General features: G+C 63.3%; 14 protein-coding genes. 10 read left to right on the top strand and 4 right to left on the bottom strand.

The window, feature by feature from the left end; translation table 11 throughout:
- Positions 1 to 7 precede the first annotated feature (7 nt).
- Positions 8 to 871: an AraC family transcriptional regulator gene (locus CAL25_RS14800; RefSeq protein WP_094801346.1), complete on the bottom strand. Its 864-nt coding sequence runs from the start codon at positions 869 to 871 to the stop codon at positions 8 to 10.
- A gap of 104 nt (positions 872 to 975) precedes the next feature.
- On the opposite strand from CAL25_RS14800, the gene CAL25_RS14795 reads away from it, so the two are divergent.
- The gene (locus CAL25_RS14795; RefSeq protein WP_094801344.1) at positions 976 to 2,196 is read left to right on the top strand and encodes an MFS transporter; all 1,221 of its coding nucleotides are present in this window, start codon (positions 976 to 978) and stop codon (positions 2,194 to 2,196) included.
- A 145-nt stretch (positions 2,197 to 2,341) separates the two neighbouring features.
- On the opposite strand, the gene CAL25_RS14790 is transcribed toward CAL25_RS14795, so the two are convergent.
- Positions 2,342 to 3,193, bottom strand: a complete 852-nt coding sequence (locus CAL25_RS14790; RefSeq protein WP_094801342.1) for a hypothetical protein — start codon at positions 3,191 to 3,193, stop codon at positions 2,342 to 2,344.
- A 267-nt stretch (positions 3,194 to 3,460) separates the two neighbouring features.
- On the opposite strand from CAL25_RS14790, the gene CAL25_RS14785 reads away from it, so the two are divergent.
- Positions 3,461 to 5,080: an ABC-F family ATP-binding cassette domain-containing protein gene (locus CAL25_RS14785; RefSeq protein ID WP_094801340.1), complete on the top strand. Its 1,620-nt coding sequence runs from the start codon at positions 3,461 to 3,463 to the stop codon at positions 5,078 to 5,080.
- 174 nt (positions 5,081 to 5,254) lie between these two features.
- Here the strand turns inward: CAL25_RS14785 and CAL25_RS14780 are convergent, their stop codons facing one another.
- Positions 5,255 to 5,731, bottom strand: coding sequence for a thioesterase family protein (locus CAL25_RS14780; protein WP_094801592.1), 477 nt, complete (start codon positions 5,729 to 5,731; stop codon positions 5,255 to 5,257).
- Between the two features lie 5 nt (positions 5,732 to 5,736).
- Entirely contained in the window at positions 5,737 to 6,624 is an 888-nt protein-coding gene (locus tag CAL25_RS14775; protein ID WP_094801338.1) for a LysR substrate-binding domain-containing protein, read from the bottom strand.
- 219 nt (positions 6,625 to 6,843) lie between these two features.
- On the opposite strand from CAL25_RS14775, the gene CAL25_RS14770 reads away from it, so the two are divergent.
- From CAL25_RS14770 to CAL25_RS14735, 8 genes are read left to right on the top strand one after another with little or no spacing between them, the layout of a single operon-like run.
- The gene (locus CAL25_RS14770) at positions 6,844 to 8,007 is read left to right on the top strand and encodes a thiolase C-terminal domain-containing protein (RefSeq protein ID WP_094801336.1); all 1,164 of its coding nucleotides are present in this window, start codon (positions 6,844 to 6,846) and stop codon (positions 8,005 to 8,007) included.
- Between the two features lie 9 nt (positions 8,008 to 8,016).
- A complete protein-coding gene (locus CAL25_RS14765) occupies positions 8,017 to 8,409 on the top strand; it encodes a Zn-ribbon domain-containing OB-fold protein (RefSeq protein ID WP_094801334.1) in 393 nt (130 codons plus the stop codon).
- Positions 8,410 to 8,850, top strand: coding sequence for a MaoC/PaaZ C-terminal domain-containing protein (locus tag CAL25_RS14760; protein WP_094801332.1), 441 nt, complete (start codon positions 8,410 to 8,412; stop codon positions 8,848 to 8,850).
- Positions 8,851 to 9,600: an SDR family oxidoreductase gene (locus CAL25_RS14755; protein ID WP_094801330.1), complete on the top strand. Its 750-nt coding sequence runs from the start codon at positions 8,851 to 8,853 to the stop codon at positions 9,598 to 9,600.
- Positions 9,601 to 9,633: 33 nt separating this feature from the next.
- The gene (locus CAL25_RS14750; RefSeq protein ID WP_094801328.1) at positions 9,634 to 10,671 is read left to right on the top strand and encodes an ABC transporter substrate-binding protein; all 1,038 of its coding nucleotides are present in this window, start codon (positions 9,634 to 9,636) and stop codon (positions 10,669 to 10,671) included.
- A 33-nt stretch (positions 10,672 to 10,704) separates the two neighbouring features.
- The gene (locus tag CAL25_RS14745) at positions 10,705 to 12,450 is read left to right on the top strand and encodes an ABC transporter permease (RefSeq protein ID WP_094801327.1); all 1,746 of its coding nucleotides are present in this window, start codon (positions 10,705 to 10,707) and stop codon (positions 12,448 to 12,450) included.
- Positions 12,447 to 13,511: an ABC transporter ATP-binding protein gene (locus CAL25_RS14740; protein ID WP_094801325.1), complete on the top strand. Its 1,065-nt coding sequence runs from the start codon at positions 12,447 to 12,449 to the stop codon at positions 13,509 to 13,511. The genes CAL25_RS14745 and CAL25_RS14740 overlap by 4 nt, the downstream gene beginning before the upstream one ends.
- Before the next feature lie 6 nt (positions 13,512 to 13,517).
- Positions 13,518 to 14,315, top strand: coding sequence for an enoyl-CoA hydratase (locus CAL25_RS14735; RefSeq protein WP_094801323.1), 798 nt, complete (start codon positions 13,518 to 13,520; stop codon positions 14,313 to 14,315).
- Positions 14,316 to 14,402 lie beyond the last annotated feature (87 nt).

The raw sequence follows: 14,402 nt of genomic DNA, 5'->3' as shown, positions 1-14,402 counted from the left end.
CACGCGGTTATCTTTTCAGCGGCCGGGGCAGATCCACGTGCGGCGGCACGTCGTCGACGGGCCCGGCGGCACGATCTGGCGCCCGCTCCCGCTTGTAAGCCATCGGGCTGCACTTCATTTCCGAGCGGAACGCGAAGATGAACGACGATGCGGAGCTGTAGCCGAGCTCGAGCGCGATCCCGGTTACGTCGCGACCACTTTCCAGCAGCTCGATGGCTCTGAACAATTTCAGCCGGCGACGCCAATCGCTCAACGTCAGGCCGGTTTCCGCGACGAACTTCCTGGCCAGTGTCCGGCCGGACATCCCCAGCTCGCGGCCCCACTCATCGGGCCCTCGGGAATCGGCCGGGTGGTTGTACAAGGTCTCGCACAGCGTCAGTAGCGGCGCGCTGGTCGGCCATGCCAGGACCAGTGAAATCGGCGTCGCACGGCGGAGCTGGTCGAGTAGCAGCCGATACAACCGGCCGAAATAGCCATCCTCGTCCGTCTGCCCTTGAACTGCCGCCGCCTCGACGACGAGCGCCTTCAGTAGCGCAGACACGCCAAACACCGCGACCTCACTCGCGGAAAGCGTTCCGCCGGGATGATCGGCGAGCCAAAGGCTACGGTATTCGGCGCCCAGGAAAGAACCGACGCGATGGACGGTCCCGGCGGGAATCCACGCCGCCTGGTTCGGCGATATCGCAAAAGACTGCCCGTCCGCCGTCACCATGAGGACGCCCGAGACCGCGTACACGACCTGGTTCCACGCGTGCGTATGCGGCGCGAAGTAATTGCGCGCGCCGATCGACTGCACCCTCAGGGTGATCGGTGCAGGCGGCAGGACATCCGGCGGCGCGGTGATGGCTTCCCACGGTATGAGCGCGTTCATATGTCGCGGATTCTATATAGCTTGGCAATCTGTCGATAGACCAAGAATATAAGCTTGCGTTGTAATGCCAGCTTCCCTGTTCCCGCCGCACGCCGTTCTCAGCCATGAGCCAAAGTCACGTCTCTCCCGGGCATGATCGCCCCGATGTTCTGCCCGAAAGCGTTCAACAGGGCAACATTTGGCGGCTGAGCACCGCCCAGGCACTGGCCGGCGCGAATTCGGTCGTGGTGTTCGCGACAGGATCCATCGTGGGCAATATGCTCGCCCCGACGCCCATGCTGGCGACGCTCCCGATCTCCATCTTCGTGGTGGGCATGGCGGCATGCACGCTGCCCCTGGGCGCCGTCGCCAGACGCCACGGCAGGCGCGCGGCGTTTCTGCTGGGCACCGGCGCGGGCATACTCACCGGCCTGCTGGGGATGCTGGCGGTCATGATCGAAAGCTTCTGGCTGTTCAGCCTGGCCACGTTCTTCGGCGGTATCTATGCGGCCGTGGTCCTGTCGTTCCGCTTCGCCGCCGCGGACGGCGTCGAGCCCAAGCGGCGGGCGCGCGCGCTCTCGCTGGTCATGGCGGGAGGCGTCGCCGCCGGGGTCGTCGGGCCACAGCTCGTCACCTGGACCATGAACCTATGGCAGCCGCACATGTTTGCCGCCACCTTTCTGGCGCAAGCGGCGGTTGCCGCCATCGCCGCGTTCATCCTTCTCGGGGTCAGGCTGCCCCCACCCACCGCCGCGGAAGTCGCAGGCGGACGCCCGCTGTCCGAGATCGCGCTGCAACCGCGCTTCATCGGCGCGGTGATCGCAGGCGCCGTCTCGTACATGCTCATGAACTTCCTCATGACGGCAGCCCCGCTGGCCATGCACATCTGCGGCCACTCACAAGAGTCCGCCAACCTCGGACTGCAGTGGCACGTCATCGCCATGTACGCGCCGAGCTTCTTCACCGGCAGGCTGATCTCCCGCTTTGGCGCGGGACGCGTCGCGACCTCGGGGCTGGTGTTGATCGGCGTGTCGGCCGCGGTGGGGCTGGGCGGTATCGACGTCATGCACTTCTGGTGGTCGCTCATCCTGCTCGGCGTCGGCTGGAACTTCGGCTTTCTGGGCGCCTCCGCGCTGGTCCTGGAGTGCCACCGGCCCGAGGAAAAAACGCGCGTGCAGTCCCTCAACGACTTCCTCGTCTTCGGCCTGATGGCGATCGGCTCCTTCTCGTCCGGCGGCCTGCTGTCGGCGTTCGGCTGGAACACTGTCCTCTGGGTATCGTTCATCCCGCTGGCCCTGTCCGTCGTGGCCCTGGGTGTGGCCATGCAAAAACGAGTGCCGCGCTGAGCCGGTGAAGGCGCGTGGGCGTCGACCCGACCAAATCGGAGTCAGACTACGATTTCCTCGAAGACCCCGCCTCGCCAGGTGCCGCCGAAAATTCGACCAAATCGCGCAAATCGGCAAATCGGCAAATCGGCAAATCGGAGTCAGACTACGATTTCCTCGTAGACCCCGCCTCGCCAGGTGCCGCCGAAAAGCAGGCGTCCATTCCAAACCCGATCATCTTGGGATGCTTCGCCAGATAGGCCCAGATTTCATTCCGTGACGTCAAAGGCTTGTGGCCAAACACCACGTCCAGCCTTTGCACCGTCTCGATCACCGGTCGTCCCTTGCAGTACTCCCCGATTTCCGGGTGCCGCTCCCGATGCTCCACCTGCATCTGCGCAATCAACAGCAGGGCGGGCCGCCACCAGTCATAGGCAAAGTCCACGTGCTTGATGACGTCCGATGCCGAGTTCCGCTGCGCCAGCATCGCGAAGAAGTTGAAGATGTCGTCCAGCTTCAGCCGGTCCGCACGCTCCATCTTCCAGAATTCCATCGTTTTGGCTCGCTCGGCGTTTCCCTCCAGATCCATGATGGACTGTTTGATCGACTCCGAAGCGGGAAACGGCAACTGCGCCACCGCGTACAGGCGGCTCGCCACAAATTCCGCATACGCCCTGTGCCTGATCGCGGGGATCAACACCCGGAACGCCGCATCCTTGGTTTCCTGGAATTCGGCGCTCGTGAAGATCTGGAACATCTCGGAGATCGATCGCTCGACCGACTCCTGCTGTGCCTCCTTCGCCTGGTTCACCTGGAAAATCAGGGTAATAACGACACCGCCGAACGCCAACGCAGTGAACAGGACGTTCAACACTCCATACGAAGAGTTGAGCGGCTCTTTCAGCGAGTTCTCGGGCAAGCTTGCCCCGATAGGGTAGGCCAGCGCCCAAATAAGAACGGTAAGCGCCATGATCAGAATGGCGGTACCCCGCAAGGACGGGCGTTTTTTGTCGTTCATGGTCCGGTGAGGAAACAGAGTCGCAGGGGGGCACACCTTAGCAAATCGATAGCCTCTTTTGGTACTCGCCTTCAGGCGACGAATTTCATGGCCTCGACGCGAACCCGTATTCGCACGACCGCGCATCGTTCACGCCTTCGATGCCGCACGACCTGATGCGGCACGCCCATTACCCGGACACGTTACGGGCAGCCCTCACCTGAATCGGTTATCCTCGCTCCCGCCGGTTTGCGGCATCACTTCTATGCCCTCGCGGCCCCTCCCTGCATGATCCGGTTTCAACAAGTCTCGCTAGCAAGAGGCGTCAAGCCCTTGCTGGAAAAAGTCGATCTCATCCTCAACCCCGGCGACAAGATCGGCCTGATCGGCGCGAATGGCGCCGGCAAGTCCAGCCTGTTCTCCCTGCTGCGCGGCGAACTGCACGCCGACCAGGGCGATCTCAGCTATCCCCCGAACTGGCGCGTGGCCTACGTGGCGCAGGAAACGCCTGCGCTCGAGCGTTCGGCGATCGACTACGCGATCGACGGCGACGTGGAACTGCGCCGCCTCGAAGCCCGGCTGGCCGAGGTCGAAGCCGCTGACGACACGCCCGAAAACGGCCTGCTGATCGGTGAGCTGTACGGCGCCCTCGCGGATGCCGACGCCTACACCGTGCGCTCGCGCGCGGAACAGCTGCTGACCGGCCTGGGCTTCTCGATGGAGCAGATGGACCAGCCCCTGACCAGCTTTTCGGGTGGATGGCGGATGCGGCTGAACCTGGCGCAGGCGCTGATGTGCCCGTCCGAACTGCTGCTGCTGGACGAACCCACCAACCACTTGGATCTGGACGCCATCCTGTGGCTGGAAGACTGGTTGAAGCGCTATCCCGGCACGTTGCTGGTGATTTCGCATGACCGCGACTTCCTCGATGAAGTGGTCAACGTGGTGGTTCACGTCGATGAGCGCAAACTGAAGCGCTACGCGGGCAACTACTCCGCCTTCGAACGCCAGCGCGCCGCGCAACTCGAACTGGCGGCCGGCGCCATGGAAAAGCAGCTGCGCCAACGCGCGCATCTGGAATCGTTCATCAATCGCTTCAAGGCCCAGGCCTCGAAGGCGCGCCAGGCGCAAAGCCGGATCAAGGCACTGGCGAAGATGGAAGAGCTCGCCCCCTTGCGCGCCGCGGCAGAGTTTTCGTTCGAATTCCGGGAGCCGGACCGCGCCCCCGATCCACTGCTGCGCATGGACGCCGTCCTGGCCGGCTACCCCGCCGCGGACGACGGCGGTGCCGACAAGATCATCATCAAGGACATCAATTTTTCGCTCCAGGGCGGCCAGCGTATCGGTCTGCTGGGCGTGAACGGCGCGGGCAAGTCCACCTTCATCAAGACCATCGCCGGAGAACTGCAGGCGCTGGGCGGCGAAGCGATTTTCGGCAAAGGCCTGTCGATCGGTTACTTCGCCCAGCATCAGGTCGAGATGCTGCGCCATGACGAATCGCCCTTGTGGCACATGGTCAAGCTGGCCCCCGGCACGCGCGAACAAGAGCTGCGTAATTTTCTAGGCGGCTTCAACTTCGCTGGCGCCATGGCAACCAGCAGCATCGCGCCCTTCTCGGGCGGCGAGAAAGCCCGCCTGGCCCTGGCGCTGATCGTCTGGCAACGGCCCAATCTGCTGCTGCTGGACGAACCGACCAATCACCTGGACCTGGAAACCCGCGAAGCGCTCACCATGGCGCTGGCGCAGTTCGAGGGCACCCTGGTGCTGGTCTCGCACGACCGCCACTTGCTGCGTGCCACCACAGACCAGTTCGTCATCGTCGCCGACGGCAAGGTCGCCCCGTTCGACGGCGACCTCGACGACTACCGCGACTGGCTGTTCCAGACCAAGCTGAACGCAAAGAAATGAGGTGCGGAAATAAGGTGTCGGCATGCGTTTTCGATTCGTTTGCGACTCATCGAAAACGCAGTCTGACACCATAAAGACGGTACCGTCGCCCCGCCCCCCGCCTCCGGCCACCTCACGCCCCGGGCTGGGCTGCTTCTAACTTTCCTACCCTTTCGCATGCGTCTGCTGGTGGCGTTAGGGCTGCCTGGCCAGCGGCAAACTCCTTCTAAACCCGATTGGCAGGGAATGATGCGCATGTTCGCGCGCCAGTCGGGCCAGCCGCTCTGCCAACTCCAGCGGGAAGGGGATTGCGCGCCTGGCGCTCAGATCAACGTGCAACGACAACTGCTCCATCGTGGCGGCCAGATAGTTTCCGCGCGTTTGCCATAGCTCCAGCAGGCAAAGCAGCCGTTTGTCGTCCGCTTCCAGCACCCTTGCGCATAACCGCAAGGGGTCTCCCAAGACGACCTCGCGCAGGTAGTTCACATCGATGCGCATCGTGTAGATGCCGCAATTCGACGCTGCGGTGTAGTCCAGCCCGACGCCGAACGCCTTGAGCAGTTCGAAGCCGTGCCGGTCAAATACGCCGACATAATGCGCGGCGTTCATGTGGCCATACTCGTCGATCCACTGCGGGTCGACGGTCAAATCAAGCGTAGGTAATGTGCTCATGGGCTTCATGCAAGGGTTTCGGTGAGCCATTGCCTGACGGCGGCAATGGCGGAATCATTCCATTTGCGTTCCGGCGCGACAAAGTAATAGCCTCCCATCTGCACCGAGATATTCGGCAGGATATCCACCAGATCGCCGCGGGCGATCCTGTCATTGGCGAGCAGCTCGCTCACAAGCGCCACGCCCTGCCCCAATTGCGCGGCCTCCATCGTCAGGTGCCCGTGCCATAACCTGGGCCCGCGAAGGATGGGCAACTGGGAAACGCCGACGGCGCGCAGCCATTTCTCCCACTGGTCGGTCGATTGTTCGTGCAGCAGCGGCACCGTCACGAGGTCCTGCGGGTCATCGACTTCGGGAAAGCGTTCGCGAAACGCCGGACTGCAGACTGCCAGGATGCGGGGTCTTGCGAATATCTCGGCACGCAGGCCTTCGCCAATCAAAGGCTGCTCCAGATAAATGATTTCGGCATCGGCCTCATCCTTGCTGAAATCGGGACGCGCGGTGGTCGGCTGGAGAATCAATTCCTTCCCGTCCAGCCGGCTCTCAAGTTCTGGCAAACGCATCAGAAGGCGGCGCGACGCAAGCCCGGCCATGCAGCAGACGTGTATGGCGTCGCCCCGGCCGTGGACGAGTTCGCCGCAGGCGTCGGCGATGAGGTCGAGCGCGCGTTGCGTCTTCGCGGCAAATCTCTCGCCTTCACGCGTCAAGGTCAGACCGCGACCATCCTTTCTGACCAATTCGGTTCCGACCGCCTCCTCTAGGTTCTGGATATGGCGCGACACCACGGTATGTGAGATAGCCAGCATATCGGCTGCTGCCCGCACGCTACCACTGCGACTGAACGCATCAAATGCACGGACCGCGATCAATGGCGGCAGACGTCGATAGCTCATTTTGAATCTTGGACACCGGGAAAGCCTTATATACAGCCATTTCGCGCTACCTCCTCACAATAGGTGTTATCCCCTAAAAGCAATAGGGCTGCATATCGTGTTCATCAGAAGCACCAATTCGTGATCTCCAAACTGCTTGTTGGCCTATTTGGATTCCGCCATTCTTGCCGCCATGCTAGGTCCCACTCGAGACCACCAAAGCACCTATCGGGGGAAGTCATGAACATTTCCGGTCGGACAGCCATCGTTGGCGTGTACGAATCTGCCCGGCGCGATGCGCCTCAGGTCCATCCGTATCAGATCCAGATGGAATGCGTCATGGGCGCGCTGGCGGATGCCGGCCTGGAATTGGCCGATGTCGACGGACTGTGCGTGGCCGCGGGAGATTGGGCGGAAGGCGGCGGCGTGAACAGCGTCACCGAGTTTGCCGAGTACGCGGGATTGCGTCCTACCTGGTTCAACAGCACGGACGTGGGCGGCTGCTCCTACATCGTTCATGCCGGTCACGCCGCGGCGGCGATTGCGGCCGGCCTGGCTGAGGTCGTGGTGATCAGCTATGCGGCGACGCCGCGCTGGTGGCCGCTCACCACCCCCTCGTTCGACCCCTTCGTCCTGCCCGCCGGACCGGGCCAGTATGAGCTGCCCTATGGTCCGACGCTGATCTCGGCCTACGCGCTATATGCACGCCGGCACATGCACCTTTACGGCACCACGCCAGAGCAACTCGCGAGCGTGGCAGTCACGTTTCGGTCCCACGCACTAGCCAATCCCGACGCAAGGCTGCGCGCCCCGATCACCGTGGACGAAGTGCTGGCCTCCCCGATGATCGCCGACCCGCTGCATCGCCTGGACTGCTGCGTCGTGACAGATGGCGGTGGCGCGGTGGTGATGACCAGCGCCGAGCGCGCCCGCGATCTGCGCCAGAAGCCGGTGCTGCTGTCGGGATTTGGCTCCGCGACAGTGCGCACGCAGCTCAGCCAGATCGATACTGACCTGAAGACGCCCGCGGCGCTGTCCGGCCCAGCGGCATTCGCCATGGCGAACCTGAAGCCAAGCGACATCGACGTCGCGCAGCTCTATGACGCGTTCACCATCACCCCACTTCTCGCGCTGGAGGACCTGGGGTTCTGCCAGCGCGGCGAAAGCGGCGCCTTCGCCGAAGCCGGCCAGCTGACGCTGGGCGGCGCCCTGCCCTGCAACACGGATGGCGGCGGCCTTTCGTCGAATCATCCCGGCAAGCGCGGCATCTTCGCGCTGATCGAGGGCGCGCGCCAGCTTCGCGGTGAAGGCCCCGGCGTGCAGGTGCCGGACGCGCGGACCGCGCTCGTACACGGCCTGGGTGGCACGTTCTGCGCCGCCGCGACCGCCATCCTGACAATTTGAGAGACAGCCATGTTCGACATCAGCCATGTTCCGGTACGCGATGCCACTAGTCAGCCGTTCTGGGACGCCGCCAATGAAGCGCGTCTCCTGATTCAGCAATGCCCTTCGACCGGGGTCTATCAATGGTATCCCCGCGCGCACAGCGTGACGGATCCGAGAGTCGCGCCCCGGTGGGTGCCGGCGTGCGGCCGCGCCACCTTGTTCTCGTACACGATCATTCATCGTGGCGGCGTCCAGAAGGCGCCGTATGCCTGTGTGCTGGTCGAGCTAGAAGAAGGTCCGCTCATGCTCACCCGTTGCCCCGTCCTGGACGGCCTTCGCGTCGGCATGCCCATGCAGGTGCAGTTCGCCACGCTGGGCGACGGCCTCCATTTGCCCGTTTTTGCTCCCGTGGAGTCTTGAATGCGCGTATCCGTCGATCGCATCACAGTCGGGGAACGCTACGTTTCCTCTCGCGTCACCGTCACCGAAAGCCATATCGTCGGCTTTGCGGGATTGACCGGCGACTTCAATCCCTTGCACATGGACGAAGTTGCCGCCCGCGAGAACGGATTCGGCAGACGCATCGCCCACGGCATGCTGGGACACTCGCTCAGCACCGGTCTGCGCTCGCCCATCGATGACTGGGAGATTGTCGCCTTCATGGAAACACGGCGCCGCTTCACCGCGCCGATCCTTGCCGGAGACACCGTGAACTACGAAGCCGAAGTGTCCGAGGTCCGACCCAGCCGCAGCAAACCGTTTGGCGTGGTCCGGGTTTCCATCCGTTTGAAGAACCAGGACGGCGTCGTGGTGCAGGAAGGCGAAGACGTATTCGCGGTCGCCAACGCCGAGGAGAATTGAATGCAGTTGCAGCAACGCATGAAAGGCAAGGTAGCGTTGGTCACGGGTGGTGCGGGCGGGATTGGCCTGGCCGTGTGCCGGCGGTTGCGCGATGAAGGCGCGCGTATCGTCGTCGGCGATATCGGTGAGGAGCGCGTCGCCACTGCAGCCGCCGAGCTGGGCGACGACGCAATCGGCATTTTTCTCGACGTGGCCGACCGGCACAGCTGGGGCGCCGCAAAGCGCGCGATCGACGCACAAGGCTGGGACGTCGACATCGTCGTCAACGTGGCAGGCATCGTCCGCGACCGGTCGCTCCTTAAGATGTCGGACGCGGAATGGAGCGCCGTCATCGAAGTCAACCTGCGCGGTACCTGGCTGGGCTGCCAGCACGCGTTTCTCTGGATGGCGGAGCGCGGTTGGGGCAGAGTCGTCAACGTGGCCTCCACCGCGATCTTCGGTGCGTACGGCCAGGCCAATTACTCGGCTGCCAAGGCGGGCATCGTCGGTCTTACGCGGACGGCGGCGCTCGAAGGCGCCAAGCGCGGCATTCTGGTCAACGCGGTGGCGCCCGGCATTGTCGAGACATCGATCCTGGCCGACGTCCCTGCGGAAGTCCGCGCGGGCTGGCAGGCGAAGATGCCGCTCAAACGCACTGCAAAGCCCGAGGAAATTGCGTCGGTCATCGCCTTTCTGGCGTCGGACGATGCCAGCTACATGACCGGCCAGACCCTGGTTGTGGACGGTGGCGCCACCACCGGCGATTACTGAAAGCCACTTCTAACGATATCAAAGGGAAAAATGATGAAGCACTACACGCGCAGGGAAGTGTTGCGGCTTGGGATGTCCGCAACGGCAGTCATGGCGGGCAGCGCGCTGCTGCCCGTTCGCGCTCAGGACAATCCGCTGTACCAGGCTGCCCGCAAGGAAGGCGCCCTGAACCTGTACTGGGGATCGTACGAACAGAAGACGATCGAAGACATCCGCGATGCGTTCGTCAATCGGTATCCGGGTATCCAGGTGAATCTGCTCCGGCAAGGATCGCAAACCGTCTACACGCGTCTCAGGCTCGAGCTGCAGAACAACGCCGCCAATTGCGACTCGCTCGGCACTACCAATCTGCTTCACTACACCGAACTCAAGAAGATCAATGCGCTGATGCCTTATCAGCCCGCAGGTGTGGAGCATCTGCCGCAAGCCTTCCGCGCGCTGGATCCGGACAACATGTTCCACGTGGGCGCGATCAGCCTGACGTCGATCAACTTTCAGCCGCAGAAGGTCGCCACTCCGCCGGACAGCTGGCAGGCGCTTCTGGATGAGGCGTGGCGCGGCAAGATCACCGTGGGCAGTCCGGCTTCGTCAGGCGACGTGGCGCATTGGGCGCTGGCGATGCGTCACAAGTACGGTGACGACTTCTTCAAGAAGTTCGCCGCGCAGAAGCCCAAGGTGGGCCAGTCCAATGTGGACACGGTGACCGACATCCTGGCAGGCGAGCGCGTGGTGGGCGCCGCCGCGCCGTTCAGCTATTCCCTGACGCAGAAGGCCGCCGGGCAGCCCGTCGACGTCAAGGTGCCGACCGATGACGCGATTCTGAATCTGGGCCTGACCGCGATACCAGCCAAGGCGCCGCACCCTAATGCCGCCAAGCTGTTTACGGATTTTCTGTACACGACCGAGGTCTCGCAAATCCTTTCGCGCAACTTCTGGCCGACCTTGCGCGCGGATGTCCCTTGGGCAGATGGCCGCAGCCTCGAGAACATCAAGTGGTACCGCAATCCGACGGACGATCTGGCCCGCCAGGTCAACGACACGATCGCCTTGTGGCGCTCGACGGTAGGCTGACCCGCCCTGCCTCAAGACACAAGAGGGAAATCCATGTCTATGGTACTTACCGGGAGGCCTGCACAGGCCGCCCGGACTTCGCACCGCTTCAATCCCGCCGCACTCGTGGCGCTGGTCGTGGCCGTCGCGCTGGCGCTGCTGGTGTTGCAGCCGGTTGGCTGGATCGTCCTCAATGGATGGCGCGACGACCTCACGGGCGATTGGTCGATCGTCAACTATGCGCGCATCTTCAGCTCGCCTGCGCTGATCGAGCCGATGCTCAACTCGCTGATTCTGGCGGGCAGCACGGCGGTCCTGGCCACGCTGCTGGGCGTACCGATGGCCTGGCTGGTCGCGCGCACCGACTTGCCAGGGCGAGGCACCGTGCGCGTGCTGGTGCTTGCAGCGTTCATCACACCGTCGTTCATTGGCGCACTGGGCTGGATCCTGCTGGCCGCGCCCAATTCGGGCTGGCTGAATCAATTGCTACGGCCGTTGTTCGGGGGAGAATCGCCACTCAACATCTATTCCATGTGGGGCGCGGTCTTCGTATGCGCCGTGTACACGGTTCCCTTTACGTTCACCATTGCGGCGACTGCGCTCGATGAAATGGCGGTCGAACTCGAGGACGCCTCGGCCATGCTGGGCGGCGGCATCCTGCGCACCATGCGCACCATCACGCTGCCCCTGGTCATGCCCGCCATCGTGGTCGGATTCATCCTGTCGTTCATCCAGGGGATGACGTTGTTCGGGGTGCCAGCATTTCTCCTGACGCCGGCTCGCGTGCCGGTGGTGACGACCAAGCTGGCGGAGTTCTATCAGACCTTTCCGCCTGAACTGAACCTGGCTGCGGCCTATTGCATGCCGATGCTGCTGATGACCGGCGCCTTGTTCTACCTGCGCAAACGCATTCTCGGGCGCCGGCAGTACGTCATGATCGGCGGCAAGGCACGCGGATCGCGCTTGGTCGGCCTGGGCAAATGGCGCTGGCCGGCACTGGCTGTGGCACTGATCGTTCCCTTGGTGACGGTGTTCCTGCCCTACGCCGCGCTGGCGCTGGTGTCGCTGAGCAAGGCCTGGGGCCAGGGACCGTCATGGGACAACCTGACGCTGCACTGGTATCGCTGGGCCGTGCTGGACAATCCCCAGACGCAATCGGCCATCGTCAATTCCTTGAGCTACGCCACGGTGGCGGCAACGTTCTGCCTGCTGCTCGGCGTCGTGGTGGCGTACATGGTCGAGCGCCGGCTCTTCCGCGGAGCCTCGTTGTTGGGCGCCACGGCAACGCTGCCCATCATCATTCCCGGCATCGTATTGTCAGTGGGCTATTTTTCCGCCTTCACGCAACCCATCTATGGGTTGTACGGCAGCGGCGCCCTGCTTGTGCTCGCATTCATTGCGACCTTCCTTCCCATCGCGTACTCGCATGGCGGCTCGATCATCAAGACCATCGGCCCCGATCTGGAAAAAGCCTCGCGCATTCTTGGCGCCGGCGAGGTCCGGACCTTCAGCAGCATCACACTGCCTCTGATGAAGCCCGGGCTGGTCTCGGGCTGGATGCTGATCTTCATACCGGTCATGCGCGAGCTGTCGGTGGCGGTGTTTCTCATCACCCCGCAGACCAATGTCATGACCACGCTCATCTACAACTACAAGGACGGCGGCAACTACGAAGCCGTGTGCGCCACAAGCATCGTATTGCTGGTGGGCACGATGTTCATCGTCCTGCTGGGCAGGGTACTGTCGGATCTGGCACGCCGCCGTCGTGCCGCACCTGTTTCTCTCGGAGTCGGCTCGTGAAGGCTATTCGAATTCAAGGACTTACCAAGAACTTCGGCGCGCATCAGGTGCTGCGCGGCATCGACCTGGAGTTGGCACAGGGCGAGCTGCTCGCATTGCTGGGGCCCTCGGGCTGCGGCAAGTCGACCACGCTGCAGATGCTGGCGGGCTTCGATCAGCCCACCGACGGCGCGATCTGGATCGGCGAACGCCAAGTGTCAGGTAAAGGCGTCATGATCCCGCCCGAGCGCCGCAACATCTCTCTGGTGTTCCAGAACTACGCGGTGTGGCCGCACAAGACCGTATTCGAGAACGTCGCCTTTGGCCTGCAGGTGCGGAAGGTCTCCGGCGCCGATCTGGAGGCGCGCGTCAAGAAGGCGCTGGACACCGTACGGCTTACGGCGCTGGCGCACCGCTACCCTTCGGAGCTTTCCGGCGGGCAGCAGCAGCGCGTGGCGCTCGCACGAGCGCTGGTCGTCGAGCCGGACATCCTGCTGCTCGACGAGCCCTTGTCCAATCTGGATGCGCACTTGCGCGAGGAAATGCGCCATGAAATCCGTCAGGTGCATGACATGCTGGGCCTGACGACCGTCTACGTCACCCACGATCAGGGCGAGGCGCTGGTGACGGCGGACAAGATCGCCGTCATGCAGGGCGGGCAGGTCCAGCAGTTCGACAGTCCGGTCAACGTGTTCACGCGGCCCGCAAACACCTTCGTGGCGTCATTCATCGGCAATAACAACGAACTGCGCGGCACGCTGTCCGCGCCTGGCACGCTGCAATGCGGGGATATCACGCTGCACGGCGAAGATCGGAGCAACGCCCGTCCCGGCGGCGACGCATGCCTTTGCATCCGCCCCTCGGCCGTGCGCTTGGGACGGCACGAACACGCGAACCAACTTTCCGGCACGGTAACGCGCGTCGCCTATCTTGGCGAGTACCGCGACGTGCTGATCGAGGTGCGCCCTGGCCTGATGGTTCGTGCATTTGTCGACCCAGCCGCAAACATCGAAATGGGCCAGCAGACCGAAGTGAGCCTGCCGATTTCGCACTGCCAGCTTTTGAGCTTTTCCGCGACCTAGGAGTCAATGTTGACTGTCCCGCATTCCCACATTCGCAGCGAGCTGAAGAACGGCGCGTTGTGGATCATGTTCGACCGCCCTTCGGCGCGCAATGCCATGACAACGGACATGGAACATCAGATCCTCTCTCTGTGCCAGCGCGCGGCCGATGATGAGGCCGTCAAGGCGGTGATTTTCGCCGGTGCGCCGGCGGAAAAACCTGCCTTCATGGCCGGCGCAGACTTCGGCGAGCTCGAATCCGCCACCACTTCTGCAGAGTTCGTGGCGCTGGAGCGCAGCAGCGAGACGCTGCTCGAGACCATCGAAGGCCTGCGCAAGCCCACCGTCGCTGCTATCGCAGGCGCCTGCGTGGGCCAAGGCGCCTTGCTTGCCATGAGCTGCGACATTCGGCTTGCTAGCCCTTCGTTGAAGTTCGGATTCCCGATCGCGCGCACCGTGGGCAATTGCCTGAGCGCGAAGAACTACGCTCGCCTAACGGTAAATCTTGGTGTGGCGCGTGTCCGCGACATGGTGTTTTCAGCGAGCCTGCTCAGTGCGAACGATCTGCGCGAAGCCGGCACGATCCGCGAAGTCGTCGAAGACGACCGACTGCATTCGCGAGCACAGGAGATTGCGGAGCACGTGCAGACCCTGGCGCCGCTGACGCTATGGGCCACCAAGACCTCCCTGCTTCGTTTGCGCGATGCCTCGCTGCTGGGTGTCCAGGACGACGACCTCTTGTCCGCCTGCTACATGTCGGCGGATTTCCAGGAGGGCGTTCGCGCGTTCATGGAGAAGCGGCGTCCCGTCTGGCAAGGCAGATAGCCCGGCAGCCCACGATGGGCTCGTCGCGCCCCGTCGGCTTCGGGCAATCACGCGGCTTTCGAATCCGTGCTTTTCATGCACGGTTCC

The organism is Bordetella genomosp. 5 (genome assembly GCF_002261315.1).
Lineage (GTDB): Bacteria > Pseudomonadota > Gammaproteobacteria > Burkholderiales > Burkholderiaceae_B > Bordetella.
This window is presented reverse-complemented; position numbering and strand designations above follow the sequence as displayed.

Bases quoted from the DNA above. Each gene is read 5' to 3' on its own strand.
- CAL25_RS14795 (WP_094801344.1), top strand. From the start codon at position 976: ATGAGCCAAAGTCACGTCTCTCCCGGGCATGATCGCCCCGATGTTCTG.
- CAL25_RS14750 (WP_094801328.1), top strand. From the start codon at position 9,634: ATGAAGCACTACACGCGCAGGGAAGTGTTGCGGCTTGGGATGTCCGCA.
- CAL25_RS14790 (WP_094801342.1), bottom strand. From the start codon at position 3,193: ATGAACGACAAAAAACGCCCGTCCTTGCGGGGTACCGCCATTCTGATC.
- CAL25_RS14765 (WP_094801334.1), top strand. From the start codon at position 8,017: ATGTTCGACATCAGCCATGTTCCGGTACGCGATGCCACTAGTCAGCCG.
- CAL25_RS14735 (WP_094801323.1), top strand. From the start codon at position 13,518: ATGTTGACTGTCCCGCATTCCCACATTCGCAGCGAGCTGAAGAACGGC.
- CAL25_RS14745 (WP_094801327.1), top strand. From the start codon at position 10,705: ATGTCTATGGTACTTACCGGGAGGCCTGCACAGGCCGCCCGGACTTCG.
- CAL25_RS14780 (WP_094801592.1), bottom strand. From the start codon at position 5,731: ATGAGCACATTACCTACGCTTGATTTGACCGTCGACCCGCAGTGGATC.
- CAL25_RS14800 (WP_094801346.1), bottom strand. From the start codon at position 871: ATGAACGCGCTCATACCGTGGGAAGCCATCACCGCGCCGCCGGATGTC.
- CAL25_RS14760 (WP_094801332.1), top strand. From the start codon at position 8,410: ATGCGCGTATCCGTCGATCGCATCACAGTCGGGGAACGCTACGTTTCC.
- CAL25_RS14775 (WP_094801338.1), bottom strand. From the start codon at position 6,624: ATGAGCTATCGACGTCTGCCGCCATTGATCGCGGTCCGTGCATTTGAT.
- CAL25_RS14755 (WP_094801330.1), top strand. From the start codon at position 8,851: ATGCAGTTGCAGCAACGCATGAAAGGCAAGGTAGCGTTGGTCACGGGT.
- CAL25_RS14770 (WP_094801336.1), top strand. From the start codon at position 6,844: ATGAACATTTCCGGTCGGACAGCCATCGTTGGCGTGTACGAATCTGCC.
- CAL25_RS14785 (WP_094801340.1), top strand. From the start codon at position 3,461: ATGATCCGGTTTCAACAAGTCTCGCTAGCAAGAGGCGTCAAGCCCTTG.